Genomic DNA, 25,145 nt, shown 5'->3' on the forward strand with positions numbered 1-25,145 from the left:
TAACCTTTTGTAGCATCGCATCATCCCGTTTTCGCAGATGCACAAGAGGTTCGACGTGACGCTATTCAAGGTCTATGCAAGGGCTCTGCGCTATCTTGGCGCCTACAAGCTGCGCGTATCCCTGGTCGTTGTCGCAAACATTGTTCTTGCGACGATCACCATCGCGGAGCCGATCCTGTTCGGTCGCATTATCGATGCGATTTCGGGCAAGGGTGAGGTCAAGCCCATCCTCTTCATGTGGGCGACTTTCGCCGTCTTCAACACCATTGCCTTCGTCCTGGTGGCCCGCGAGGCCGACAGGCTGGCCCATGGCCGGCGAGCGACGCTGTTGACGGAAGCCTTCGGCCGCATCATTTCCATGCCGCTCGGCTGGCACCATCAGCGCGGCACCTCCAACGCGCTGCATACATTGCTGCGCGCCTGCGAGACGCTGTTCGGCCTCTGGCTGGAATTCATGCGCAACCACCTGTCGACGGTCATCGCGCTTGCCCTTCTGATACCGACCGCAATGTCGATGGACCTGCGCCTTTCCGCCGTACTCATGGTGCTCGCCATCGCCTACTGGCTGATCGGCCGCGTCGTCATGAGCCGCACCAAGGACGGCCAGGCTTCGGTCGAGAACCATTATCACACCGTCTTCTCGCATGTCAGCGACTCGATCAGCAACGTTTCGGTCCTGCACAGCTATAACCGCATCGAGGCCGAGACCAGGGCGCTGAAATCCTTCGCCGACCGTCTGCTCGAAGCCCAGTATCCGGTGCTCGACTGGTGGGCGATCGCCAGCGCACTGAACCGCATGGCGTCGACCATTGCGATGATGGTGGTCCTGATCATCGGCACCATGCTCGTCCAGGCCGGCCAGCTGCGCGTCGGCGACGTCATCGCCTTCATCGGCTTCGCCAACCTTCTGATCGGCCGTCTCGACCTGATGCGCCAGTTCGCTACGCAGATTTTCGAGGCTCGTTCCAAGCTCGAGGAATTCTATGCGCTGGAAGACTCGGTGCGTGAACGTGAAGAGCCGGCCGGCAACGGCGAGATCAAGGACGTCAGGGGTGCGATCGAATTCCGAGACGTTTCCTTCGGCTTCGGCAACAGCTCGCAGGGCCTGCATAACGTCTCCTTCTCGGTGAAGGCAGGCCAGACGGTCGCGATCGTCGGCCCGACCGGCGCCGGCAAGACGACGCTCGTCAACCTGCTGCAGCGTGTCTACGATGCCCAGGGCGGCAAGATCCTCGTCGACGGCACCGATATCACCAAGGTGACCCGCAAGTCGCTGCGTCGCCACATCGCCACCGTCTTCCAGGATGCGGGCCTGCTGAACCGTTCGATCAGCGACAATATCCGCCTTGGTCGCGAAGGCGCCAGCGAAGAGGAAATGCGCCGTGCGGCCGAAGCCGCTGCCGCCGCCGACTTCATCGAGACCCGTGAGGATCGCTACGATACGCATGTCGGTGAACGCGGCAACAAGCTCTCCGGCGGCGAGCGCCAGCGCATCGCGATTGCCCGCGCCATTCTGAAGGACGCGCCGATCCTGGTGCTCGACGAGGCGACCTCGGCGCTCGACGTCGAAACCGAAGCCCGCGTCAAGGCCGCAATCGACAATCTGCGCCAGAACCGCACCACCTTCATCATCGCTCACCGCCTCTCGACGGTCCGCGAAGCCGATATGGTGCTCTTCCTGGATGACGGCCGCGTCGTCGAACAGGGCAGCTTCGACGAACTCAGCCACAGCAACGGCCGCTTCGCCGCTCTGCTGCGCGCCAGCGGCATCCTGACGGACGAAGAGGTCCGCAAGGCCCATACCACCGAAGCCGCCTGATCGGTTCGGGTTTCAAGATAAAGGCCGGAAGGGTAGCTCCTTCCGGCCTTTTTGTTTGCTCTGGGACCTGGCAGGCTTTTCTGGTCAGATTGAAGCATGCTGTTGGTCCAAACCGAGCCGGATGATCGAGGGCCGACGCCCGTCGTCGCCGACGGCGGCTCGGTCCAGAGATCCTGCAGCCGCATGCTCGAGATCGGCTCCCGTGCACAGTGAGTGGTATGCGGCCGACGGGAGCGGTCCCTCCTACCGGCTGCAGGCGCCGCGGCCAGACATAGCCCGTCTGTCGGCTGATGCCGTGGCGCTGGCAAAGCTCAGATACGTTCTCCCCCTCAAGCGCTGCCAGCCGGCAGAATTCCAAACGCTCGTCGACACCCGACCTCGACCGCTAGAGCCTTTCCTGGTCAGATTGAAACATTCTGTCGGCTCAAACGGAGTCGGATGCTCGACCGGCCGGCGCGCATCGTAGCCTGGCTCTATGGCCAAGCCGGCCGGTTGAGGCAAATCTGCAAGACCTAGAATCGCCGGAGGCACTCTATTGCTTTGCCTGGCGAAGCAGTGCGGCCGGTGGGCGGGCATCTTTCCACCAGGGAAGAGGCGGTCGGCTCGGGCGGAATGCTTCAATCTGACCAGGAAAGGCTCTTAAACATGCCGACCTCCCGATAAATCATCACGGAAGTGTCAGGCATATCTCCGAATATCTGTCAGTACGTATCAAGGCCGTGGGGAGATGCCCGGCATGGCCGAGGGGTATCCGACGCCGCAACCTCTCTCCGCAGGACTTGGACGATTGATCCCCTCGCTGATCTTCCCTAACCTCCGCCAGTCGAAGAGCAACGGGGAGCAAAGCCATGAAGGTCCTGCGCATCGTCGCCAATATTCAGGCACCGGATATCACTCTGGCCCGGCGCTTCTATCGGGATATCCTCGGTCTTGACGTCATCATGGATCACGGCTGGATCACGACGTTCGGCGCCCCGCGCTCGATGAACGTTCAGCTCAGCATCGCCAGTGAAGGCGGTTCCGGAACGGAGGTGCCTGCCCTCTCGATCGAGGTTGACGACCTCGATGCTGCTTTCGCGGCGATGTCGGCCTCAGGCTTCCCGATCGAGTACGGCCCGGCCGACGAGTCTTGGGGCGTCAGGCGCTTCTATGTGCGCGATCCATTCGGCAAGTTGGTGAACATCCTCGTTCATAAAAATTGAGCCGGCGGCCATCGGCCGCCAGCTCCTTCTTGTCGGGCAAATCCGAGCCCTATTTCCGATCGTTCTGGCGATAGGCATTTGCCGTCCCGCCAATGCGGACAGGAACGGGGATGGTGGCGGTATCGGCGACAAGTTTCCCCTTGAGCCTGCCCTGCTGGCGCTTGCGTTCGAGATAATAGGCATAGGCGAATTGTGTCGCGACCCCAGCGATCACGAAGAGCGGACCGACCAGTTGGTCCTTGTTGGTGATGTAGAGCACCACCTGGCCGATCATGGCGAGGATCGTGCCGGCAACAAAGATGTTCAGCGAGTGGCGGCCGAGGATCGTCAGCGGATGGTCCGCAGGACGGCGCAGGATACGCGAGAGTGCCGGGATGCTGATAACGAGATAGGTTAGCGCCAGCACATGCAGCAGCCGCGGCAGCGACAGGAAGGTCTTGTCGAAACCGGTGATGACAGGCGGCAGGCCAAGTGCTGCCAGCGAGTTGCCGAAAATCCAGAGATGGCCGGTCACCCAGATGAAGGACAGCATGACGTAACCGGCAGCGGCCGTCAGAAGCAGCGGATGCTGCGGGATCGTGCCACCGCGCTTGATATGCAGCATCGAGACGATGCCGATCGAAAACAGGAACTGCCAGGAGAGCGGATTGAGGAACCAGTAGCCCTCGATCAGCATGTTGTGCGGCGCCACTTCGTAGATGCCCGCAAGCAGCCAGACCGTGCCCGAGACGCCGAGCGCCAGCCACGGGCTGCGCGCATTCAAGAGCAGGATGATCGGCACCATCAGCATCAGCGCCCCGTACATCGGCAGGATATTGTTATAGCCGATCTGGTGGCCGAGCAGGAGCAGCGCCGGAATGCCTTCCTTCAGGTTCATCAGAACCGCCAGGATATTGATCTCGACCAGCAACCCCGGCCGATGAAACAGCCAGGCACCGCAGATGAAGAGCGCCAGCGTCATGAAGGTGGTGATCATATGGGCGAGATAGAGCGTGAAGGCGCGCTTTGCCGCCTTGATCGCCACCGTGAGCCGGTTGCCCGGCTGGAAGCGGCCTCCATAGGCAAGGCCGACGGCAATGCCGGAGATCAGCACGAAGGCCTCGGCGGCATCGGAGAAACCGAAATTCTTCGTCGTCACATACTCGAAGATCTGTCCGGGAACATGATTGATGAAGATCATGATCAGGGCCACGCCGCGCAAGACGTCGAGCCTCGTGTCACGCACTGGCGCAGCTGCGGATAGGGAGCTGCGCCCCGTGACGATAGCTTGGGTCGGCGTGCTTGCCATTGGTGTCTCCTTATTATCCGATTTGCAAACGCGACGACGGCCAAAAGGGTTCCCTTTTGGCCGTCGCGAATCGCCGTGTTTTTCAGCGTGGAGAACGCTGTTATCCGAGCGGATATCCCTCTTCGGGATCGGTGACTTCGCAGCCGTTGATCGACAGAGTGTAGCCGCTGTCATTGGACGCTTTTGAGACCGAAATGCGGTATTTGCCGCCGCCTTGCTCCACCTCTGCCGCAAAACCGTCCCATTCCGACGGGAGCGACGGACGCACATAGAGCCGGCCGTCCTTCAGCCGGATACCGAGGATGCCCTCGACGGCGGCGCGGTAGAGCCAACCGGCAGACCCGGTATACCAGGTCCAGCCGCCGCGCGACGTATAGGGCTCATGTCCGTAGACGTCGGCCGCCACGACATAGGGTTCGACGCGGTATTGCTCCGCTGAAACCTTGTCGAGCGCATGGGTGATCGGGTTGAGGATCTGGAAGCAGCGGAAGGCATCGTCGCCCCGCTTCAGCTCCGCCAGCGCCATCACCACCCAGGTCGCGGCATGGGTATATTGCCCACCGTTTTCGCGCACACCCGGCGGATAGGCCTTGATATAGCCGGGATCCTTGGCGGAGTTGGCGAAAGGCGGCGTGAACAGCCGGATGATGCGGGCATCCTCATCGACCAGCTGATTGAGCACCGCATCCATCGCCGTGACGGCACGGGCCGGATCGCCCTCGCCGGACAGAACGCTCCAGGACTGCGCGATCGAATCGATCTGGCACTCGAGGCTTTCCCTGGAGCCGAGCAGCGTACCGTCGTCGAACGTGCCGCGACGATAGTAGCCGCCATCCCAGGCCGCAGTTTCGAGCGCCGTCTTCAGCTCGGTGAGATGCGCAGACCAGCGCTCCGCACGGGCCGCATCGCCGCGCTCTTCGGCATAGGGAATGAAGGAGCGCAATGCCCCCGCCAGGAACCAGCCGAGCCAGACGCTGGTGCCGCGCCCGCCGATGCCGACGCGATTCATGCCGTCGTTCCAGTCGCCGCCAAGGAACAGCGGCAGGCCGTTAGCCCCCTTGCGAACAATGGCGAGATCGAGCGCCAACGCCGCGTGTTCGAAGACGCTCGCCTTGTCGTCGGAAATCTCCGGCTTGTAGAACGAGTCATGCTGGCCCTCGAGCAGTGCCGGCCCTTCCAGGAAGGCGATCTCCTCATCGAGCACGTTTTTGTCGCCGGTGACGCTGCAATAGTGATGGATCGCGTAAGCGAGCCAGACGACGTCGTCAGAGATCAACGTGCGCACGCCCGCACCCGTTCCCGGCAACCACCAATGTTGTACATCGCCTTCGCGGAATTGCCGCGAAGCGGCATTCAGGATCTGGCGGCGGGCAAGCGAGGGTTCGTGCAGCACGAAGGCCAGCGTGTCCTGCAGCTGGTCGCGGAAGCCAAAGGCGCCGCTTGCCTGGTAGAAGGCGGTGCGGGCCATGATGCGGCAGCCGAGGCTCTGATAGGGCAGCCAGGTGTTGACGAGATTGTTCATCCCGCGATCCGGAGTCGATATCTGCAGCCTGCCGGTGAAATCCCGCCAAAAGGCGCGGTTTGCCTCGACGGTCTCGTCGAACGAAGCCTTGCGGATATGGGCGATAACTGTGCGCGCTTCTTCTTCCGTCGGCGTATCGCCGAGGAAGAAGGTGAAGTCGCGCTCCTCGCCAGCGCCGAGCTCGATGTCGATTGCAAGCGCCGCGGCCGGATCACCATCGAGTTCCGTCGCGCCGGAAAGGGCAGCGGCGGAGGTGACGGTCTGCGGTGCCTGGATCGTCCCGGCCTTGCCGATGAATTCGCGCCGGCTTGCCGAGAAACTCGAAAGTGTCTCGCTCGCCGCGAAGAAGGCGGTGCGGTTGGAAAAATCGATGCTGTAGGGATTGGTGGCAAACAGCGCCCCCGTCTCCTCATCGTGGCTCGACAGGATGAAAGGCACCGTGCGTCCCGGATTGCTGCCGAGAATCCATTCGACATAACCGTAGAGACGCAGCTTGCGGCCGGTCGAACCGGTGTTGCGCAGCCGCAGGCGCTGCAGTTTCACCGGCTTTTCGCGGTCGATCGTCTGCGTCAGCTCGAGCGCGATATCGTGCTGAACGCTGGAGAAGACTGAATAACCGAGCCCGTGGCGGGCTTCGAAGCGGATGTCCGGCCGGCGGGAAAGCGCTGCGAACGGCGTCATGACAGCACCGCTGTCCAGATCGGTGAGATAGAACGCCTCGCCCGAACGGTTGACCACCGCATCGTTCGACCAGGAGGTCAGCTGATAGTCGCGCGAATTGACGCTCCAGGTGAAACCCGAGCCCTCGGCCGACACGTGGAAACCGAAGCTGTTGTTGGAAATGACGTTGATCCAGGGCTGCGGCGTCGCATGACCTCCAGGCAGCCGAACGACATATTCGCGTCCGTCGCGGGCAAAGCCGCCGATACCGTTCCAGAAGTCGAGATCGCCTTCCTCCTCGATGACGACGGCGGGCACGACAGGTGGCGGCACCGGCGCAATACGCTTGACGGGGGCCTTGTTGCGCTCGGCCCGTTCCATCTCCTGCAGTTCCTCCTTGGAGGGTGCAAACAGCGCGACGGCGCGGTTGATCTGGTCGACCACCTTGCCGTTCTTGGTGTGCAGCGTGACGCGGGAAGCCGCGATCAGCGCATGATAGGTGGCTTCCTCCATCAGGTCCTTGCGAACCGCAAAGATATGCTGGCGCAACCCGTCGGCCTGGCCCATGCGGCGCACGTTTTCGCACATGGCGTCGAGCGCATGCTGCATGTCCTGCGCATAGGACGAAGCGCGTTCATTCATGATGACGAGATCGGCGGTGACACCGCGCGAGCGCAGATATTCCTGCGCCAGCAGCGCCTCGCGGGCGATGTCGAGATCCATGTCGTCGTTGATGCGCAGCGTGAAGATCGGGAAGTCGCCGGAGATCGCCAGCGGCCAGAGCGCCGATTGCGACTGCAGGCCGGCTTCGACGGTCGCCTCGTCCTTGCGCAGTTGCATATCGGGATAGACGAGATAGCGCCCGAGATGCTGGAAGGCCGCCGCCTGCTGCGAGGTGACGCCGACATGGCGCATCTGCACCTGCGTGCGTGTCCAGGCCTGGACGAGCTCGTGGGTGAAGGCGTCGGGATGACGGTAGCGATTGACCGCCTTGTCGACTTCCTCGCGGCTCGGCGCCGCAATCGTCCAGAAGATCACGCTGACTTTCTTGCCGGCCGGTACGCGGACGGTGCGGCGCAGCGACATGACGGCATCGAGCATGAAGCCGTCGCTGCCGGAAAGCGTTGCACCCGGATCGAAGGCCGCCGCATCGGCAAGACTGCGGCCACGGCCGATGAACTTGCGCCGGTCGGTCTCGAATTCGGTATGGCGGGTGTCGCCGGCATTGTCGACGATCAGATGTGCGATGCTGATGTTCGGCTCGTTCGGGTCGCGCTTGTTGCGTTCGGCACGGATGACATCGCCGCGCTTGCCGATCTCGGTCTTGACGAACATGCGGGCGAATGCCGGATGTGCATTGTCGGTATCGTCGGAGGTGATCACCGGTTCGAGATAGGAGGTGACCTCGATGAAACGGTCTTCCGTGCCCATGTTGAGCAGCGTGACGCGACGGGCCTCGGCATCATGCTCGGTCGCGACGATGCATTCCACCTCGCTTGTGAGGTCGCCGACCATCTTGGTGAACTGCGCCTTCTCGTCGGCGAATTCGACCTTGATCTTTTCGCCTTCGACGCCCTTCGGCTCTGATGTCGCCGACCACCATTCATTGGTGGCGGTATCGCGCAGGAAGATGAAGCTGCCCCAGCGGTCTTCAGTCGGATCAGGCTTCCAGCGGGAAACGGAAAGATTGTTCCAGCGGGAATAACCGGCGCCCGTCGCCGTCAGCATCACCGAATAATGACCGTTCGACAGGAACACGAGTTCGCGGTCGCGGGAAGCTGGATCGCTGATCTTCCTGAGCTCGGGCCGCAGGAGATCATCCTGGATACTGGCCGGCGTGTCGGATTCATGCTTGCCGCTCATGACGGGAATGTCGCGCGGCGCCTTTTCCTGCAGCAGCAACTCCGCCGCCTCGATGACGGGATCGGCGTGGAAGAGCTCGCGCAGATGACCGTTGAAGGCGACGTTGGCGACCGCCGCGATCGACATGCCGTGGTGATGGGCATAATAATTGTAGACCACCGCGCATTTCTTGCCTTCCGGCACGCGCGTCGGCGTGAAGTCGACGGCGTCGTGGAAGCCGAACTTGCCGAGTGCGCCGAGCTTGCGCAGCTTCTGCAGGTTTTCCAGCGCGGCCGGCGGATCGTACTGGCTGGCAAGCAGCGAGGCATAGGGCGCGATGACGGCATTGTGGCCGAGGCCGCGCTTCAGGCCGAGCGTGGGCACGCCGAAATTCGTGTACTGATAATTGAGGTTATGGTCGCGGGCATTGAAGGCCGCTTCCGAAATGCCCCACGGAATACCGAGCTTGCGGGCGTAATTCATCTGCTCGACGACGACGAGATTGTTGGTCTGGTTGAGAATACCTCCGCCGCGCTCCTGCATGACGAGCGGCGGCATCAGATATTCGAACATCGAGCCGGACCAGGAAACCAGCGCACCGCGCGACCCTACAGGCACGACCTGGCGGCCGAGGCGGTACCAGTGTTCCGTCGGCAGGTCGCCCTTGGCGATGCCGAAGAGGCTGGTAAGACGGCATTCCGAGGCGAGAAGGTCATAGCAGGCCTGGTCGAGTTCACCGCTTTCAACACGATAGCCGATCGACAGCAGACGCCGCTCCGGCCGGAACAGGAAGCCGAAATCCATCGAGAAGGCGAGATCGCGCGCCTTGTCGCGCAGCGCCACCAGGCGCGGCCTCAGCGCATCGACTTTGGAAAGGTCGAAGGTGCTGTCGGAAATATGCGCCTCGCAGACCTTCACCAGGGATGCCGCCCATTGGGTGACCTCTTCGCTCTGCTTCGACTTGACCTCATGGTCGAGATTGGCAGCGAGCTTCTCGATGTCGCGCGCGAGAACCGCAAGGTTGATGATGCGGATCGAGGCGAATTCGTGCTCGCGTTTGACGGCGGCGAGTGCGTTCTGGAAGCCGACGATGCGCTCCTCCAGGCGCCGGCGCAGCGGGCGCACGGTCTTGCGGTCATCGGGCAGGTCCGCCAGCACTTCGCGGAGAATGCCGGCCGTGTCGCCGACGCCGTCGAGATTGCCCTGCATATGAGCGGACGGCGCCTCGGCCCAGTTGCGGCAGGCCGACGAAATGGCGATCAGATGGCCGGCGAGATTGCCGCTGTCGACAGCCGAGACGTAACGGGGCCCAAGCGTCTGCAGCGTATCGGTGTGATACCAGTTGAACAGATGGCCGCGGAATTTCTCCATTCTATCGATCGTCGCGATCGTCTGCTCCAGCCGCTCGAGCGTCTCCTCGAAGGAGAACCAGCCGAAATGCCGGCCGGAAACGACGGACAGCAGATAGACGCCGATATTGGTCGGCGAGGTGCGCGCCGCGACGATCACATGCGGCGTTTCCTGGATATTATCCGGCGGCAGATAGTTCTGCTCGGCCGTCGTGAAGGTCTCGAAATAACGCCAGGTGCGCCGGGCGATCTTGCGCAGTTCGCTCGACACGGAATCGGCGACCTCGAGCCGGTCCTCGGTCTCCGCCGACTGGCTGACATACCAGGCGACAACAGGCGACAGGATCCACAGCAGCGCGAAGGGAATGCCGACGAGGAAGGCGTTGTCGCCGGGAAGGGCTGCGAAACCGAGCGCCAGCAGCGCCAGCGCCGGTGCATGCCACATCGCCTTGTAATAGGAGATCAACGTGCCCTGGCCGCCGGCCTGAACGCTGGCGGCGGTCCGCCACTGCAGCATCAGCTTGCGGCTGACGAGCAGGCGGTAGAGCGAACGGCCGATCGCATCCGCCATCATGCAGGCGGAATCGGCGATGAAGACTATGCGCAGCGCAACCTGGGCATTGGCGGCCGTGATATCGGACCAGACCGTATAGAGATGGGCGCGGGCGATGATATCGCTGGTGCGCGGGATGATGCCGTTGATGAGCGACAGCGTCGGCGCGACGAAGAGGCAGAAGATCAGCAGAATCTGCCAGATGAGCGCGCCGAGCGGGCCCATGAAATACCAGCCGAGCACGGAGGCGAAGAACCAGGCGATCGGCGTCAGCGAGCGGCGCAGATTGTCGAACATCTTCCAGCGGCCGAGTGCCGTGACGCCGTATTTCGGATTGAACATGTAGGGGAGAAGCTGCCAGTCGCCGCGCGCCCAGCGATGCTGGCGCGAGGTTTCCACCTCGTAGCGGATCGGGAAATCCTCAACCAGTTCGAGATCGGTGACGAGCGCGCAACGCGCCATCGAGCCTTCGAGAAGATCGTGGCTGAGCACGGAGTTCTCGTCGATCCGGCCCTTCAACGACGCTTCGAAGGCATCGACATGGTAAAGGCCCTTGCCGGTGAAGGTGCCTTCGCCGGCGAGATCCTGATAGACGTCGGAAACGGTGAAGACGTAAGGATCGAGGCCGCGGTTGATCGAAAAGACGCGCTGGAAGACCGACGCGTCCTTGCCCGTCGTCAGCGACGGCGTGACACGCGGCTGCAGCACACCATAGCCGCTTTCGACACGGCCGGTTTTCGGATTGATGACCGGGCGGTTGATCGGATGATAGAGCTTGCCGACGAGCTTGGTGACGGCATCGCGCATCAGGCGCGTATCGGCATCGAGCGTCATGACATATTGCACGTTGGCCGGCACGGTATTGGCGCCCGGCAGGTAGGTCGTGTCGCGGTCGCCGCGCAGAAGCATGTTCAGCTCATGCAGCTTGCCGCGCTTGCGCTCCCATCCCATCCAGACGCCTTCCGAGGGATTGTAGAGGCGGCGGCGATGCAACAGATAGAAACGCGTCTTGCCGTCATAGGCATAGCGGGCGGAAAGATTGGCGATCTCGCGCCTGGCATAATCGAGAACCTCGAGATCGGCAGGCGTTTCCTCGGCCTCGCTGTCCGGCCAGTCGCTGAGCATCGCGAAATAGATCTCGCCACGCGGATTGGCGAGATAATGAACCTCGAGATTGCGCACGTGATCGTCGACGCTGTCGCGGTTCGAGATCAGGCAGGGCACGACGAGCAGCGTGCGCGCATCTTCCGGAATGCCTTCCTTGAATTCGTAGCCGACGAGGCGCGCCGGCGTCACGAAGAAGGATAGCAAGGTGTTGAAGAGACCTGTCGCCCCCTCCGACGCCGGCACTGAGAACATGATCAGCAGCAGGGCGATTTCAAACGCACCCATGCCGGCATTCGCCATGAACTTGCCGACGATCGCCATGGCGATGATGGTCAGCAGCATGACGGGCACGGCAATCGCCAGCCAGTTGAACCGGCGCACGGCGCGCACGAAATGCTGGATGACCGTCGGACGATAGTTCGCCCGCGCCTCGAGCTTCGGCCGCTGCGCGCCGGACAGGAAGCCGCCGACATTCGGTTCATGCGGCTGCGGCTCGTCGGAGGCCTTCGCGGCATCGGTCATGTCGAGCGCCAGCTGGGCGATTTGCATTTCCGTCAGCGGCGAGCGCTTGGCCAGCTTCTCGATCTGTTTGCGATATTTGTTGCGCGAGCCGGAATCGAGGATACCGTAATCCGAATGCTCCCAGAGCAGCTTGTCGACATGGCTGACCTGCTCCACCCAGACCGACCATTCGGCATCATCGATCTCGCGAAGGCTGCGGATGATGTTGCCCATCGTCACGTTGCCGGAAGAGAGTCGGCTGTGTTCGGCGGTCGTCGTCTCTTCGGTGTTGCGGCCGAGCTCTTCCAGCCGCGCATCCAGCCAGGTGATCGCCAGGCTCGACGTCTGTGACCCGTCGCGCAGGCGATAGAGGAACTGCGTCGAAAAGGTATTGTCCTCGGCAAGCGATTCCAGCGTCTTCAGATAGGCGGTCGCCCCGGCTGGGTCCGTCAGGCGCACCAATTCGTCGGCCGCCTCGTTGGCGCGGCGGCGCAGGCGGCGGCTGGCTTCGACACGGCTCGAAATGCGGCGAAGGTTTTCCACGAGCACATAACGCACGAGGGAGGGCAACGCCCAGAGTTCGCCGATCCTGAGCGTCTCGTTGGCCTGGAAGCCGTCGACCAGCGCCGTCAGACTTTCCTGCGAGATCGTGCTATGGGTATGAGCGACATAGAGCCAGGCAAGCACGAGGGTGCGCGGCACCTCGACGCCGCCGACGACCATGGTCGGCAATTCGCGATAGAAGCGGCGAGGGAAGTCGCGCCGCACCTCCTGGATCGCCTCTTCGACGATATAGTGATTGTCCAGCAGCCATTCTGCCGCCGGCGTGATCGTCTCGCCGGCTTCGACGTCGGTCGCCGTGGTCCGGTAGACGCGCAGGATTTCCTTCTCGTTTTCCTTATGGCGCGCGAAGAAATCGAAGGGGGCGAATGCCGGCAGCTTGTCGACGCCGTTGCGGGCGACTGCATCGCCCATCGCCTTGATGTCCTCGATGGAAAGATAGGTCGAGCGGATCGAATCGTTATGATCGATCTGCTTCGTCTCGGGTTCGCGCGAAAGGCTCGGAGAAAGATTGGAAATAGACATGGGTTCGGTTCTGGATCCAAACGAAGTTATGGCTGTTTTGCTCAGCCTTTTGCACTGCTTATCATGACTGCTACATGAACGGAGCCCTATTCTTCAAAGATCGATGAAGTGGGGTGAACGACACTTGGCAAGCGATGCAAACGGGCTAAGCCCCGGTTCAGGACGCGACCCGACGGGATCGAGACCATCGATACCCTCTCCGCGAAAGCCATGTCGAAAATTTGGACACTATCGGGATAATTCAAGTCAAGAGGCGTTCACCGCTCGCCCGGCGAGCTTATCTGGGCGGTGGGAATGACGAAAATGCCGGCACCTGGTCCCGGCGATCAACAGCTTCGATTTCAGAAAAAGGAAAGAAGACAATCGCCAGATCATGCGCCTGACGCGATTTGGGCGGCTTGCGCCCCGCGCATGAGCAAGTTCGCTGTGGCGCGCTTTGGATGGCGTGAAAAGAATAGAAGAATGATGATGAGGTTGGGAAAGCCGAGACAAATTAATGTTGCGGAATGCGATAAAGGCGGAAACCGCCGCAGCGCCGGCAGCTGCCGACGCTTAATCATCGCCGGATTACCCGACGACGCCGCAAACCATGGCCACGACGAACAGGAACGCCGCGGTGAAGATCGCTCCATGGAGTACCGTCTGAAGCCTGTGGCGCGTGGTGAGCGGCTTCTTGGTCGGTACGGAACCATACTGGTTCACGTGAGCATGCGAAATACCCAGATCTGCCATATGTCGCCTCCGTTCTCGTGCGGCCGGTTGTGCGGCTCGCGCTTATATTCTTATTTTCTCTATCAAGTAGGTAGAGATAAAATTCCGTCTAGAGCGAACGGAAGAGAAAATTCAACCAGCCCTTTTAGCAGAGCGTGCGCCATGCCCAGATCAACGAGCGCTCGACGGCACTCTCGTTCTCAGGCGGGTTGGAGGAAGCCTCGATCAGCCGACGGTCCTTTTCCGCGGGAAGGGATACCGAAATCTGTTCCCGGCGATCGGTTCTTACGGGTGGATCGAGGTAGCCCATGGTCATCCCACCGAGAAAGAACATGCTTCAACCTCCATCGATCACGAAAGCTAACAAACGTTAACAGGATCATGACAGAAGCAAGGCAGCTGTCAATAGTCTAGTCGAATGGTCGTCTTTTAGGGAAGCATTATCCTTAACAGCGCCGCCGATCTTTTCTTTTCAAAGGTTTGAAAAGATTGACCTTCAGGCTTTGACGAAACCCTTGCTCGCGATCATCAAATTTCTCGTATAGTCCTCGTGAACGACGCCTCCCGCCAGCTCTTGCGAGCTCAGCCGTTCGACGACGGCGCCGTTGCGCATCACGGCCAGCCGTTCACACATATGGGTGACGACACCGAGATCATGGCTCACCATCACGAAGGTGAGCTTGCGGTCGCGTCGGATCTGCTCCAGCAGGTTCAGCACCTCGGCCTGCACCGAGGCGTCAAGTGCCGATGTCGGCTCGTCGAGCAGCAGGATCGACGGTTCCACGATCAGCGCCCGGGCGATCGCCACGCGCTGGCGCTGGCCGCCGGAGAGCTGGTGCGGGTAGCGGAAACGGAAGCCATTGCCGAGGCCGACCTCGTCAAGCGCTCGGGCGATACGCTTCTCGCCGTCGGCGATGCCGTGGATTGCAAGCGGTTCGAGCAGAAGCCGGTCAATGGTCTGGCGCGGATGCAGCGAACCATAAGGATCCTGGAAGACCATCTGCACGCGCCGGTAGAAGACTTTGCTGCGCTTCGAGCCCTTCAGCGGCTCACCGTCGATATTGATCGCACCGCCGCTGACCGGCGCAAGTCCGGCAACGGCCCGCAGCAAGGTCGATTTTCCCGAGCCGGACTCACCGACAAGGCCAAAGGATTCGCCGCGTTCGACGGCGATGCTGACATCCTTCAGGGCATGAAAATGGTCGTAGACGACGCTGAGATTGTCGACTTGGAGAGCTGCGCTCATGCCGCCCACTCCGGCTTTCGGTCGAGCACCGGCAGCGGATGGCGGTTTGCACCGATCTCGGGCATGCAATTCAGCAGTCCCTGCGTATAGGGATGCTGCGCATGTTTGAGATCGGCCGCCGCCAGCTCCTCAACGATCTTTCCGGCATACATGACGATGACGCGGTCGCAGAAGGAGGAGACCAGCCTCAGATCATGGGAGACGAAGATCAGCCCCATGCCGCGCTCGGACACCAGCTTGTCCATGATCCTCAGCACGTCGAGCTGCACCGTCACGTCGAGCGCCGAGGTCGGCTCGTCGGCAATCAGCAGCTCAGGCCCGGCAATCAGCATCATGGCGATCATCGCCCGCTGCCCCATGCCGCCCGAAACCTCGTGCGGATGCAGGTCGAAGACGCGTTTCGGGTCGCGGATCTGCACCGCTTCCAGCATGGCGAGCGCGCGCTCGCGCGCCTCTGCCTTGCCGACCTTCTCATGCGTCCGCAGCGTCTCGCAGATCTGCCGTCCGATCGACATGACGGGATCGAGCGAATATTTCGGATCCTGCAGGATCATGGCGATGCGCTTGCCGCGCAGCCTGCGCCTTTCGCCGGCGGACGCATTGATCAGATCGATACCGTTGAAATTAAGCCTGTCGGCCGTGACGATGCCGTGTTTCGGCGTCAGGCCCATGATCGCCCGTCCGGTCTGCGACTTGCCGGAACCGGATTCGCCGACGATGCCGAGCCTTTCCTTGCCAAGCGTGAAGGAGACACCGCGCACGGCCTCGATCACCCCCGCGCGCGTGGGGTAGCTTACCTTGAGCTTGTCCACCGTCAGAAGTGTCGTCATTGGCCGCTCTCCTTCGGATCGAGCGCGTCGCGCAGGCCGTCGCCAAGGAGATTGAAGCCGAGGCTGACGATGAGGATGGCGATGCCGGGCATCGCTGCGACCCACCATTGATCGAGGATGAAGCGCCGTCCCGAGGCGATCATCGCACCCCATTCCGGCAGTGGCGGCTGTGCGCCGAGACCGAGGAAACCGAGACCGGCCGCCGTCAGGATGATGCCCGCCATGTCGAGCGTCACGCGCACGATCAGCGAGGAAATGCAGAGCGGCATGACATGGCGCACGACAATGCGAAGCGGCGAGGCTCCCATCAGCTTCACCGCCGAAATATAGTCGGAACGCCGCACCGCCAGCGTCTCGGCGCGCGCGATACGGGCATAGGGCGGCCAGGATGTGATGGCGATGGCGATGATCGCATTCTGGATGCCGGGACCGAGGGCTGCGACGAAGGCGAGCGCCAGCACCAGCTTGGGAAAGGCAAGGAAAATATCGGTGATGCGCATCAGCGTCGCATCCACCCAGCCTCCGGCATAACCGGAGACGGTGCCGACGATCAACCCGATCGGCGCCGAGATGACGGCGACGAGCGCAACGACAAGGAGCGTCAATCGCGATCCGTAGATCAGCCGGGAATAGATATCACGGCCCTGGTCATCCGAACCGAGCCAGAATTCCCCCGTGCCGGGCGGCAGCAGGCGGGCATTGCGCAGATCGCCGATCACCGGATTATGCGTTGCGAGCACATCGGCAAAGGCGGCGATGAAAAGCAGCGCCACGATGATCAGCAGACCAACGACGGCAAGTCGGTTTGCCGTGAACTGCCGCCAGGTAACATAGGTGCGGCCGAGGCGGGCCTGTAGGCGCGATTGCGGCCGGTCGGAGAGCAGCCATTCGCGGCGGCTCATCGGTTGGGATGGGCTGGCGGTCACCGTCATCGGTTTCGCGTCCTCGGGTCGAGCGTCCGGTAGAGAAGATCGGACAGAAGGTTGATGCCGATGAAGACCGTACCGATGACAATCGTGCCGCCGAGCACGGCATTCATGTCGGCATTCTGCAGCGAATTGGTGATGTAGAGCCCGATGCCCGGCCAGGAAAAGACAGTCTCGGTCAGCACCGATCCTTCCAGCAGGCCGGCATAGGAAAGCGCAATGACGGTAACGAGCGGCACGGCGGCATTGCGCAGCGCATGGCCCCAGATCACCCGCGTTTCCGAAAGCCCCTTGGCGCGCACGGCGACGATATATTCCTGGGAAAGCTCGTTCAGCATGAAGCTGCGCGTCATCCGGCTGATATAGGCAAGCGAGAAGTAGCCGAGCAGCGAAGCGGGCAGGATGATGTGGCGGAACACGTCGTAGAAGACATCCCATTGCCCCTGCCAGGCACTGTCCAGCAGATAGAAGCCGGTGATCGGCGTGAACGTATATTCGAAGACGATGTCGATGCGGCCGGGAAAGGCCACCCAGCGCAGTTGCGCATAGAAGATGACGAGCGAGATCAGCGCCAGCCAGAAGATCGGCACCGAATAACCGATCAGACCGATGACGCGCACCACCTGGTCGACGATGCTGCCGCGACGCACCGCGGCGAGAACACCGAGCGGCACGCCGACGAAAGCGCCAATCAGCGTTCCGAGCGTCGCAAGCTCGACCGTCGCCGGAAATGCACGGCGAATATCGACCATGACGGGATTGGTCGTCAGGACCGAATTACCGAAATCGCCGGACAGGATGCCTTTGATATAGATGAAGAACTGCTGATAGAGCGGCAGGTTGAAGCCCATCTCCTGGCGTACGCGCTCGACGACATGGTTGGGCGCGCGATCGCCGAGGATGGCGAGCACGGGATCGATCGGCACGACGCGGCCGATGAAAAAGGTGACGGCCAGCAGGCCGAAATAGGTGGTGACGGCGGCAAACAGGAACCGCCCTGCCGCCTTTGCAAAGGCGACGGCACGGCCCTTCCGGGGCCGCGCCTCCTGCGTTGTTTCGACGGTGCTCAAGTCACTCAATCCTGCCGGACTATTCCTTGGCGATCGGACCGACGAAATTGGTGTCGAAGCTCGGACCCAGCTTGAAGTCCTTCACGCTCTTGCGGTAGCCGGCCACCTCGGTCTGCTGGAAGATGAAGACAAAGGGGCTGTTTGCCAGGTACTTCTTCTGGATGTCCTGATATATGGCGGCGCGCTTGGCGGCGTCGCGTTCCAGAAGTGCGGCCTTGGCTTGCTTGTCGAGCTCCGGCGCTTCCCAGGTGTTGCGCCATGCGAGCGTCTTCACCGTGCCGGCATCGGAATTGTCGGGATTGCCGGTAAAGGTATCGGCATTGGAATTCGGATCGAAATAGTCCGAACCCCACTGGCCGATATACATGTCGTGGGTGCGGGCGCGGTACTTGGTCAGCGTCTGCTTGCCGTCGCCGGGGATGATTTCCATCTTGACGCCGGCTTGCGCCAGCGTCTGCTGCATGGATTCGGCAATACCCGTCACCGGCTGATTGTTGCGCACATCCATGGTGATCGAGAAACCGTCGGGTACGCCGGCCTTGGCGAGCAGTTCCTTGGCCTTGGCGACATCAAGCTTGTAGGGATTCTCATCGAGCGCGCCGAGCTGGCCCTTCGGCAGGAAGGTCTGGTGGATCTCGCCGATACCCTTGATCAAGGTTGCGCCGATCGCATCGTAATCGACTAGATACTTGAAGGCTTCCTGGACTTCCGGCTTTTTCAGGTTCTCGTTCTTGTTGTTCAGGCTGACATAATAAATCGTGCCCTTCGGCGCACTCGTTGTCGCGAGATCGGCATTCTTCGAAACAGCGTCGATGTCGCCGGGCTCGAGGTTGCGGGCGATATCGATGTCGCCGGCTTCGAGCGCCAGCCGCTGGGCCGAGCTTTCCTTCATGTAGCGATAGATGACGCGGTTGAGCTTCGCCTTGTCGCCATAATAATTGTCGTTGCGCTCCAGCACGACAACTTCGTTGGCGCGCCATTCGCGCAACTTATAGGCGCCGGAGCCGGCATAGCCGGTCTTCAGCCACTCATTGCCGAAATCATTGTCGTATTTGTGCTCAGCATCCGGCGTCACCGCCTTCACATGCTCTAGCACCAGCTTCTTGTCGACGACGGAAGCGACGGTTGCCGTCAGGCAGTTGAGCACGAAGCTCGGCGCGTAGGCCTTGTCGACCGTGAAGACGAAGGTATTGGCATCGGCCGCCTTAGCCTTTTCCGTGACGTTGTCGCCGGTCAGGCCGAACTGGGTGAGGATGAAGGCCGGGCTCTTGTCGAGCTTGACGGCGCGCTCGAACGACCAGGCGACGTCTTCGGCGGTGACCGGGTTGCCGGAGGCAAATTTCAGGCCTGACTTCAGCTTGAACGTATAGGTGAGGCCATCATCGGAAACGCTCCAGCTCTCGGCGAGATCGCCCTTCACCTTCGACGTATCGTCCATGTCGAGACGAACAAGCAGGCTGTAGCTGTTGGTGGTGATTTCAGCCGTCGAAAGCTCAAAAGCCTCGCCCGGATCCATCGTGATGATGTCGTCGATGGCGAATCCTTCGACCAGCGTGTCCTTCGGCGTCTCGGCGAAGGCGGAGGGTGCCGCCATCATCAGGAGCGAAAGAGCGGCTCCCGCGGAAAGCAGGCGAAAATTGCGGCTGAGTTTGGTCATCATCATGGTCTGTTCCCCTGTTTTTTGATTGGATACGAAAGGCTTAGGCGTGGTCCTCCCGCCAAGCCTGGGCCAGAATGCGAAGCCAGTTTTCGCGGGCAAGTTTTGCCAGGTCGGTGTCAGCATAGCCAACCTCTCCGAGAGCGGCAATCAGCTTCTGATTGCCGGCTGCATCACCGATTTCCTCAGGAATGGTGGCCCCGTCGAAGTCCGATCCGAGCGCCACGCAGTCGATGCCGATGCGGTTCACGAGATAGTCGATGTGGCGGATCATGTCGGCAAGCGGCGTATCGCTGTCCGATCGGCCGTCGGCACGCAGCATGGCGGTGGCATAATTGATGCCGACGAGCCCGCGGCTTTCGCGGATCGCATCGAGCTGCCTGTCCGTCAGATTACGCGCGACCGGCGTCAGCGCGTGAGCATTGGAATGAGTGGCGACCAGCGGCTGGTCCGTCGTCTTCGCCACGTCCCAGAAACCCTTCTCGGTGATATGGGCCAAGTCGATCAGGACGCCGAGGCGATTGCATTCCCTGACCAACGCGAAGCCGGCATCGGTCAGGCCGGGCGCAGTGTCGGGCGACATCGGGAAGGCGAAGGGCACGCCGTGACCGAAGACGTTGTGCCGGCTCCAGACCGGCCCGAGCGAGCGCAGCCCCGCCGCGTAGAATACCTCTAGCGCCGAGAGATCGGCGCCGATCGCCTCGCAGCCTTCCATATGCATGACGGCGGCAAAAATGTTATCCGCCATGGCGCCGCGAATATCCTTCACCGTCCGGCAGAGCCGCCAGGCGCCCGCCTGATCAAGCCGCAGCGCGATCGCGGCCATTTCATTAGCAATGGCGAGAGAAGGCAGCGGATCAAGAGGTGCCGCCATCGGCGTGATATAGCGGCCGTTGGTATCGGGATCGGCGAAGACGAGATCGCCCGAGGGAATGTAGATGGCGCAGAGACCGCCCGAAAGACCGCCCTCTCTGGCGCGACGCGCATCGATATGGCCGACCGTCGTGCCGTCTGCGAATTCCGCGATCGGGTCGCTGCCGTCTTTTGAATGTGTCCAGAGTCGAAGGAGAACGTCGTTGTGACCGTCAAATACGAATTGCATCTGTCTTCCTGCGCTGCCCGAGCGGGCGAATGAAGCGGCAGAATAGAAAAGCTGACAGAATTCGCCACTTCTTTTTTTAGAAATCCGTCGGCGCTGAAAAAGAAACGGGAGCCGAAGCTCCCGCAAAAAACCATCACATGCCAGAGATCAGTGCTTGCGGCGCTTCTTCTGTCTGTAGACATCGATGACAACAGCCGCGACGATGATGAGGCCCTTGACGATCTCCTGGTAATAGGCGTCGATCCTGAGGAACGTGAAACCGGAGGTCATGACGCCGAGAATGATGGTGCCGATGACTGTGCCGGTGATGCGCCCGACGCCGCCGGTGAGCGAGGTGCCGCCGATGACGGTCGCGGCGATCGCGTCGAGTTCATATCCGACACCCATGCTGGCCTGTGCGGTTTCCGCACGGGCCGCCGTGACGATGCCGGCAAGGCCGGCAAGCAATCCGGCAATCACATAGACCTTGACGAGATGCGCCTCGATGTTGATGCCGGAAACGCGCGCGGCCTGCGGGTTCGCGCCGATGGCATAAGTGAATTTTCCATAACGCGTATAGCGTAGCGCAATGTGAAAGATCAGTGCCACGACCAGGAAGACGACAACCGGCCAGGCTTTCGTTCCGATGAAATGAAACTGCTCGGTGATACCGGAAACCGGCTGTCCCTTCGTATACCACTTCGCCACGCCTCTGGCCGAAACGAACATACCAAGCGTTGCAATGAACGGCGGGATCTTCGTGTAGGCGATGAGCGCGCCGTTCGCGAGGCCGGCGGCGGCCCCGATCAGCAGACCAACGACGATGGGCACGAAAGCCGGCAGGTCGGTCAGCGAGGGAAAGACGGCCCGTCCCCAGGTCGAGGACTGGGCGAAGCTTGTTGCGATCATCGCCGTCATGCCGACGACCGAACCCGACGAAAGGTCGATGCCGCCGGTGATGATGACCTGCGTAACGCCGACGGCGATGATGCCGATGACGGAGACCTGCAGGATCATGATCGTCAGACGCTGCGAATTCATCAGGAAGCTTTGGCCGATGAACATCCAGCCGAGCACTTCGTAGATGAGCGCGATACCGACGAGCACGAGGAAAATGCTGAGTTCCGTCGGTATGCGCCGCCGCCTTTGCCGGGTTGCGAGCGGAGCCGCGCCCTCTGCTGCCTTGGTAGTCATGTCAAACCTCCCTTGGGTGATCGCCGTCAACGCATCACTGCGCAGCCAGCTCCATCACCTTGATCTGCGTTGCTTCATCGCGATTGAGGAAACCGGTCACGCGTCCCTCGTGCATGACCATGATGCGGTCGCTCATCCCGAGAACCTCGGGCATCTCGGACGAGATCATCACCACCGCCACACCGTCTCGCGCCATCTCCGTGACCAGCCGGTGGATTTCCGCCTTGGCGCCGACATCGATGCCACGCGTCGGCTCGTCGAGGATGAGGATGCGCGGATTGGTGAGCAGCCAGCGCCCGATCAGCACCTTCTGCTGATTGCCGCCCGAAAGATTTTCCACCCGCTCGTAAAGATTGGGCGTTTTCACGCGCAGCTTTTTTGCCATGTCTTCGCAGGTTGCCTCGACTGCGCCCTGCTGCACGAAGCCGCCCTTGACGTATCTGTCCTGCAAAACGGCGATCTGCATGTTCTCGAGAATATCGAGGATCAGCAGGCAGCCGGTATCCTTCCGGTCTTCGGTCAGGAACGCCATCCGATTGCGGATGGCCTCGGTCGGCGAAGAAATGGCCACCGGCTTGCCGTAGAGCTCGATCGAGCCGGAACTTGCCGGCGTCACGCCAAACAGTGTTTCGGCGACGTTCGACCGGCCGGAACCGACGAGGCCGGCCACGCCGAGGATTTCGCCGGCCCTGACCTCGAAGGAGACGTTCTTGAAGACGCCGTTGAGGCACAGATCCTTGACGGAAAGCACGACCTCGCCGATCGGCACCTCTTCCTTGGGAAACATCTGGGTGATCTCGCGCCCGACCATCATGCGGATGATGTCGTCGCGGGTGACGTCGGTCGAGGCATGCGTGCCGATATATCGGCCGTCACGGAAGACGGAGAACTCGTCGGCGATCTCGAAAAGCTCATTCATCTTGTGGGTGATGTAGACGATGCCGATACCCTGGGCCTTGAGGTCGCGGATAATACGGAAAAGATGCTCGACCTCGCGCTCCGTCAGCGCCGAAGTCGGCTCGTCCATGATCAGCACGTCGGAATTATAGGAAACTGCCTTGGCGATCTCGACCATCTGCCGGTTGGCGACCGACAGGAACCGGACCTCGATATCGGGATCGATGGCAATATTGAGCCGGGTAAACAGTTCCTCGGTCATGCGGTGCATCACGCCGTGATCGATGAAACCGAGGCGGTTCTTCGGTTCGCGGCGAATCCAGATATTTTCTGCGACCGTCATGAACGGCATCAGGTTCAGCTCCTGATGGATCATGGCAATGCCGTTCTCCAGTGCGTCGAGCGGAGATTTCAGCTGGATCTCGATCCCCTTCAGGCGAATATCGCCCTTATCAGGCGTGTAGATGCCGGCGAGGATCTTCATCAACGTCGATTTGCCGGCGCCGTTTTCGCCCATCAGCGCATGCACGGAGGCGCGCTTCAGCCGGAACTGCACGTCGTCAAGTGCGACGACGCCAGGAAATTCCTTGCGGACACCCTCGGCGCTCAAGAGATATTCCGCATTCGGAACTGCACCGCTCGCGCGCACGGCGGCCATGGTTGTCGGGCTGACGGCCATATCATCTCCTCCGGATACGGGTAGGCGAAAAGGATGCGGGCAAAGCCCGCATCCTGTCTGGCATTCGTCTCAGTTCTTGGTGACGAAGTCCTTGACGTTGGCAGGCGTCACGAGCTGGAAGGGAATGTAGACCTTCTTTTCGATCTTTTCGCCCTTGGCGAGCTTGAGCGCTGCATCGAGCGAGCCCTTGCCCTGGCCGGCGGCATCCTGGAACACCGTGACGTCGAGATCACCCGCCTGCATGGCGGCAAGCGCGTCCTGCGTGGCGTCGACGCCGCCGACGACAACCTTGGTCATATCCTTGCCGGCTGCCTTCAGCGCCTGGATGGCGCCGATCGCCATTTCGTCGTTGTTGGAGATCACGGCGTCGAATTCGATGCCGCTGGAGAGCCAGTTGGTCATCAGGTCGGCGCCCTGGGTACGGTCCCAGTTCGCCGTCTGCTCTTCGACGATCTCCAGACCCTTGCATTCATCCGTCTTGATGACGTCATGAACGTCCTGGGTCCGCATGCGCGCAGCCTGGTTGGAGAGCTCGCCCATGATGACGACGGCCTTGCCCTTGCCGCCGAGAATACGGCAGATCTCCTTGGTTTCCAGCGTGCCGGATTCCTGCTCGTTGGAAGCGACGAAGGCCTGCTTCTCCGGCAGCGTGTCGACGTTGACCGGCTGACGGTTGACGTAAACCAGCGGAATGCCGGCATCGGCCGCAAGCTTCGACATTGCCGTGGTCGCATCGGTGTCGACAGGGTTGACGATGATTGCATCGACCTTGGAGGCGATGAAATTCTGGATCTGGCTCTGCTGCTTGGAAACGTCGTTCTGTGCGTCTTCGACCTGCAGCGTCACACCGCTGAGTGTTTTTGCGTAATCGGTCATGCCGTTGCGCAGAACCGTCAGGAAATTGTCGTCGAACTTCGCCATCGAGACGCCGACCGTTTCCGCGTGAGCCGCCGTCGACATGACGAGCGCCATCGCAGTGCCTAGGATAAACTTTTTCATTTTACTTCCTCCACAAAGCGGTGCCCGGCTGCACCCTCCTCACGCCGGAGCTCCAGGCATTTGCTCTGAAGCCGCAATTCCCCGCGCCACCTCTCCCGCGGCGCTTTACAAAACGGAACAAACAAACCGTCAAATCCGTTCTGCGGAATATTCATTCCATTTTCTGGGAACGGCGTCAAGTATCTTTAGCGGCGGCAAGATATGGATGAGAGCGCAATGCCATGCGGACTTCAGGACCAACGCCCGCAGTGTCGGTGTTGTGAAAGACGAAACGAGCATCCATCTATGCAGGGTCGAAGACAGGCTCACGGCCGCAGACGCCTTCGACCTCTCGCCGCGACCCAATCATTTGAAGATTTTGGAGACAGGACAGATGTCCATTTCGATGTATCGCCTTACCGTTCCGATGTTCCAGCGCGGCCTCGCCAGCCTGAAAACCTACCTCGACAAGGCCGAAGCCTATGCGAAGGAAAAGAATATTGATCCTACCATATTGGTCGCCGCTCGCCTTGCGCCCGACATGCTGCCGCTCTCCGGCCAGTATCAGCGCGCCAGCGACACCGCCAAATTTGCGCTCGCCCGCCTGACGGCGACCGACGCCCCGAAATTCGAGGATAACGAAACGACGTTCGACGACCTGCGTGAGCGCCTGGCAAAGACCGAAGCCTATCTCGCCGGTTTCTCCACGCAAGCACTGGAAGGCACAGAAACCCGCCAGATCACCCTGCCGGGAAAGAGTGGTATCGTGCTGCCGGGTGACGAATATATCGCCACCTTCGCCCTGCCGAACTTCTATTTCCACGTCGCGACGGCCCACGCCATCCTGCGTAGCCAGGGTGCTCCGATCGGCAAGCGCGATTATCTCGGCTGAACCCTAGTTCGGCTCGGCTAGACCACTGCATAATTCCTTAAATCGGAATCGATTT

The 25,145-nt window shown here is 61.2% G+C and carries 17 protein-coding genes; 3 read left to right on the forward strand and 14 right to left on the reverse strand.

All coding sequences use genetic code 11. The annotated features are described in order from the left end of the window. The first annotated feature begins 55 nt into the window (after nucleotides 1-55). Nucleotides 56-1,819 (forward strand): glucan ABC transporter ATP-binding protein/ permease, encoded by a 1,764-nt coding sequence (locus tag ELH03_RS21115; protein WP_128400654.1) that lies wholly within the window; start codon nucleotides 56-58, stop codon nucleotides 1,817-1,819. Here ELH03_RS21115 and ELH03_RS38780 read toward each other — a convergent pair. Further along, on the reverse strand, nucleotides 1,722-2,177 hold the full coding sequence (locus ELH03_RS38780; RefSeq protein WP_128400653.1) for a helix-turn-helix domain-containing protein: 456 nt from the start codon (nucleotides 2,175-2,177) through the stop codon (nucleotides 1,722-1,724). The two genes, ELH03_RS21115 and ELH03_RS38780, sit on opposite strands and share 98 nt — an antisense overlap. A 490-nt stretch (nucleotides 2,178-2,667) precedes the next feature. On the opposite strand from ELH03_RS38780, the gene ELH03_RS21135 reads away from it, so the two are divergent. Then, on the forward strand, nucleotides 2,668-3,021 hold the full coding sequence (locus ELH03_RS21135) for a VOC family protein (RefSeq protein ID WP_128400652.1): 354 nt from the start codon (nucleotides 2,668-2,670) through the stop codon (nucleotides 3,019-3,021). A 49-nt stretch (nucleotides 3,022-3,070) separates the two neighbouring features. Here ELH03_RS21135 and ELH03_RS21140 read toward each other — a convergent pair whose 3' ends face one another. The 13 genes from ELH03_RS21140 to ELH03_RS21195 form a co-directional block, all read right to left on the reverse strand. Next, nucleotides 3,071-4,309: an OpgC family protein gene (locus tag ELH03_RS21140; RefSeq protein ID WP_128400651.1), complete on the reverse strand. Its 1,239-nt coding sequence runs from the start codon at nucleotides 4,307-4,309 to the stop codon at nucleotides 3,071-3,073. A gap of 100 nt (nucleotides 4,310-4,409) precedes the next feature. Then, entirely contained in the window at nucleotides 4,410-12,929 is an 8,520-nt protein-coding gene (locus tag ELH03_RS21145) for a glycoside hydrolase family 94 protein (RefSeq protein WP_130806785.1), read from the reverse strand. Nucleotides 12,930-13,496: 567 nt separating this feature from the next. Beyond that, the gene (locus ELH03_RS37500; RefSeq protein WP_018244083.1) at nucleotides 13,497-13,661 is read right to left on the reverse strand and encodes a hypothetical protein; all 165 of its coding nucleotides are present in this window, start codon (nucleotides 13,659-13,661) and stop codon (nucleotides 13,497-13,499) included. Between the two features lie 124 nt (nucleotides 13,662-13,785). Beyond that, nucleotides 13,786-13,974 (reverse strand): hypothetical protein, encoded by a 189-nt coding sequence (locus ELH03_RS21150; protein ID WP_018071958.1) that lies wholly within the window; start codon nucleotides 13,972-13,974, stop codon nucleotides 13,786-13,788. Nucleotides 13,975-14,136: 162 nt separating this feature from the next. Continuing rightward, nucleotides 14,137-14,886 carry an ABC transporter ATP-binding protein gene (locus tag ELH03_RS21155; RefSeq protein ID WP_026230975.1) on the reverse strand — a complete coding sequence of 250 codons (750 nt, stop codon included), beginning with the start codon at nucleotides 14,884-14,886 and terminating at the stop codon, nucleotides 14,137-14,139. Continuing rightward, entirely contained in the window at nucleotides 14,883-15,716 is an 834-nt protein-coding gene (locus ELH03_RS21160) for an ABC transporter ATP-binding protein (RefSeq protein WP_018448344.1), read from the reverse strand. Before ELH03_RS21160 ends, ELH03_RS21155 begins: the two co-directional genes overlap by 4 nt. After that, nucleotides 15,713-16,648: an ABC transporter permease gene (locus ELH03_RS21165; RefSeq protein WP_026230976.1), complete on the reverse strand. Its 936-nt coding sequence runs from the start codon at nucleotides 16,646-16,648 to the stop codon at nucleotides 15,713-15,715. The genes ELH03_RS21160 and ELH03_RS21165 overlap by 4 nt, the downstream gene beginning before the upstream one ends. Beyond that, the gene (locus tag ELH03_RS21170; RefSeq protein ID WP_018071954.1) at nucleotides 16,645-17,712 is read right to left on the reverse strand and encodes an ABC transporter permease; all 1,068 of its coding nucleotides are present in this window, start codon (nucleotides 17,710-17,712) and stop codon (nucleotides 16,645-16,647) included. Before ELH03_RS21170 ends, ELH03_RS21165 begins: the two co-directional genes overlap by 4 nt. Before the next feature lie 19 nt (nucleotides 17,713-17,731). Then, the gene (locus ELH03_RS21175) at nucleotides 17,732-19,375 is read right to left on the reverse strand and encodes an ABC transporter substrate-binding protein (RefSeq protein WP_018448346.1); all 1,644 of its coding nucleotides are present in this window, start codon (nucleotides 19,373-19,375) and stop codon (nucleotides 17,732-17,734) included. 37 nt (nucleotides 19,376-19,412) lie between these two features. Further along, on the reverse strand, nucleotides 19,413-20,471 hold the full coding sequence (locus ELH03_RS21180) for a dipeptidase (protein WP_018448347.1): 1,059 nt from the start codon (nucleotides 20,469-20,471) through the stop codon (nucleotides 19,413-19,415). A 147-nt stretch (nucleotides 20,472-20,618) separates the two neighbouring features. After that, nucleotides 20,619-21,644: an ABC transporter permease gene (locus ELH03_RS21185; protein ID WP_011653996.1), complete on the reverse strand. Its 1,026-nt coding sequence runs from the start codon at nucleotides 21,642-21,644 to the stop codon at nucleotides 20,619-20,621. 34 nt (nucleotides 21,645-21,678) lie between these two features. After that, nucleotides 21,679-23,220 carry a sugar ABC transporter ATP-binding protein gene (locus ELH03_RS21190; RefSeq protein WP_018448348.1) on the reverse strand — a complete coding sequence of 514 codons (1,542 nt, stop codon included), beginning with the start codon at nucleotides 23,218-23,220 and terminating at the stop codon, nucleotides 21,679-21,681. A gap of 69 nt (nucleotides 23,221-23,289) precedes the next feature. Next, nucleotides 23,290-24,219 carry a sugar ABC transporter substrate-binding protein gene (locus ELH03_RS21195; RefSeq protein ID WP_026230977.1) on the reverse strand — a complete coding sequence of 310 codons (930 nt, stop codon included), beginning with the start codon at nucleotides 24,217-24,219 and terminating at the stop codon, nucleotides 23,290-23,292. Between the two features lie 373 nt (nucleotides 24,220-24,592). Here ELH03_RS21195 and ELH03_RS21200 point away from each other — a divergent pair, with 373 nt between their 5' ends. Then, nucleotides 24,593-25,090 (forward strand): DUF1993 domain-containing protein, encoded by a 498-nt coding sequence (locus tag ELH03_RS21200; RefSeq protein WP_026230978.1) that lies wholly within the window; start codon nucleotides 24,593-24,595, stop codon nucleotides 25,088-25,090. Nucleotides 25,091-25,145 lie beyond the last annotated feature (55 nt).

The organism is Rhizobium beringeri, from assembly GCF_004306515.1.
Classification (GTDB): Bacteria; Pseudomonadota; Alphaproteobacteria; order Rhizobiales; family Rhizobiaceae; genus Rhizobium; species Rhizobium beringeri.

Coding starts and splice junctions, on each gene's coding strand:
- ELH03_RS21135 (WP_128400652.1), top strand. CDS start 2,668: ATGAAGGTCCTGCGCATCGTCGCCAATATTCAGGCACCGGATATCACT.
- ELH03_RS21140 (WP_128400651.1), bottom strand. CDS start 4,309: ATGGCAAGCACGCCGACCCAAGCTATCGTCACGGGGCGCAGCTCCCTA.
- ELH03_RS21145 (WP_130806785.1), bottom strand. CDS start 12,929: ATGTCTATTTCCAATCTTTCTCCGAGCCTTTCGCGCGAACCCGAGACG.
- ELH03_RS37500 (WP_018244083.1), bottom strand. CDS start 13,661: ATGGCAGATCTGGGTATTTCGCATGCTCACGTGAACCAGTATGGTTCC.
- ELH03_RS21150 (WP_018071958.1), bottom strand. CDS start 13,974: ATGTTCTTTCTCGGTGGGATGACCATGGGCTACCTCGATCCACCCGTA.
- ELH03_RS21155 (WP_026230975.1), bottom strand. CDS start 14,886: ATGAGCGCAGCTCTCCAAGTCGACAATCTCAGCGTCGTCTACGACCAT.
- ELH03_RS21160 (WP_018448344.1), bottom strand. CDS start 15,716: ATGACGACACTTCTGACGGTGGACAAGCTCAAGGTAAGCTACCCCACG.
- ELH03_RS21165 (WP_026230976.1), bottom strand. CDS start 16,648: ATGACGGTGACCGCCAGCCCATCCCAACCGATGAGCCGCCGCGAATGG.
- ELH03_RS21175 (WP_018448346.1), bottom strand. CDS start 19,375: ATGATGATGACCAAACTCAGCCGCAATTTTCGCCTGCTTTCCGCGGGA.
- ELH03_RS21180 (WP_018448347.1), bottom strand. CDS start 20,471: ATGCAATTCGTATTTGACGGTCACAACGACGTTCTCCTTCGACTCTGG.
- ELH03_RS21185 (WP_011653996.1), bottom strand. CDS start 21,644: ATGACTACCAAGGCAGCAGAGGGCGCGGCTCCGCTCGCAACCCGGCAA.
- ELH03_RS21190 (WP_018448348.1), bottom strand. CDS start 23,220: ATGGCCGTCAGCCCGACAACCATGGCCGCCGTGCGCGCGAGCGGTGCA.
- ELH03_RS21195 (WP_026230977.1), bottom strand. CDS start 24,219: ATGAAAAAGTTTATCCTAGGCACTGCGATGGCGCTCGTCATGTCGACG.
- ELH03_RS21200 (WP_026230978.1), top strand. CDS start 24,593: ATGTCCATTTCGATGTATCGCCTTACCGTTCCGATGTTCCAGCGCGGC.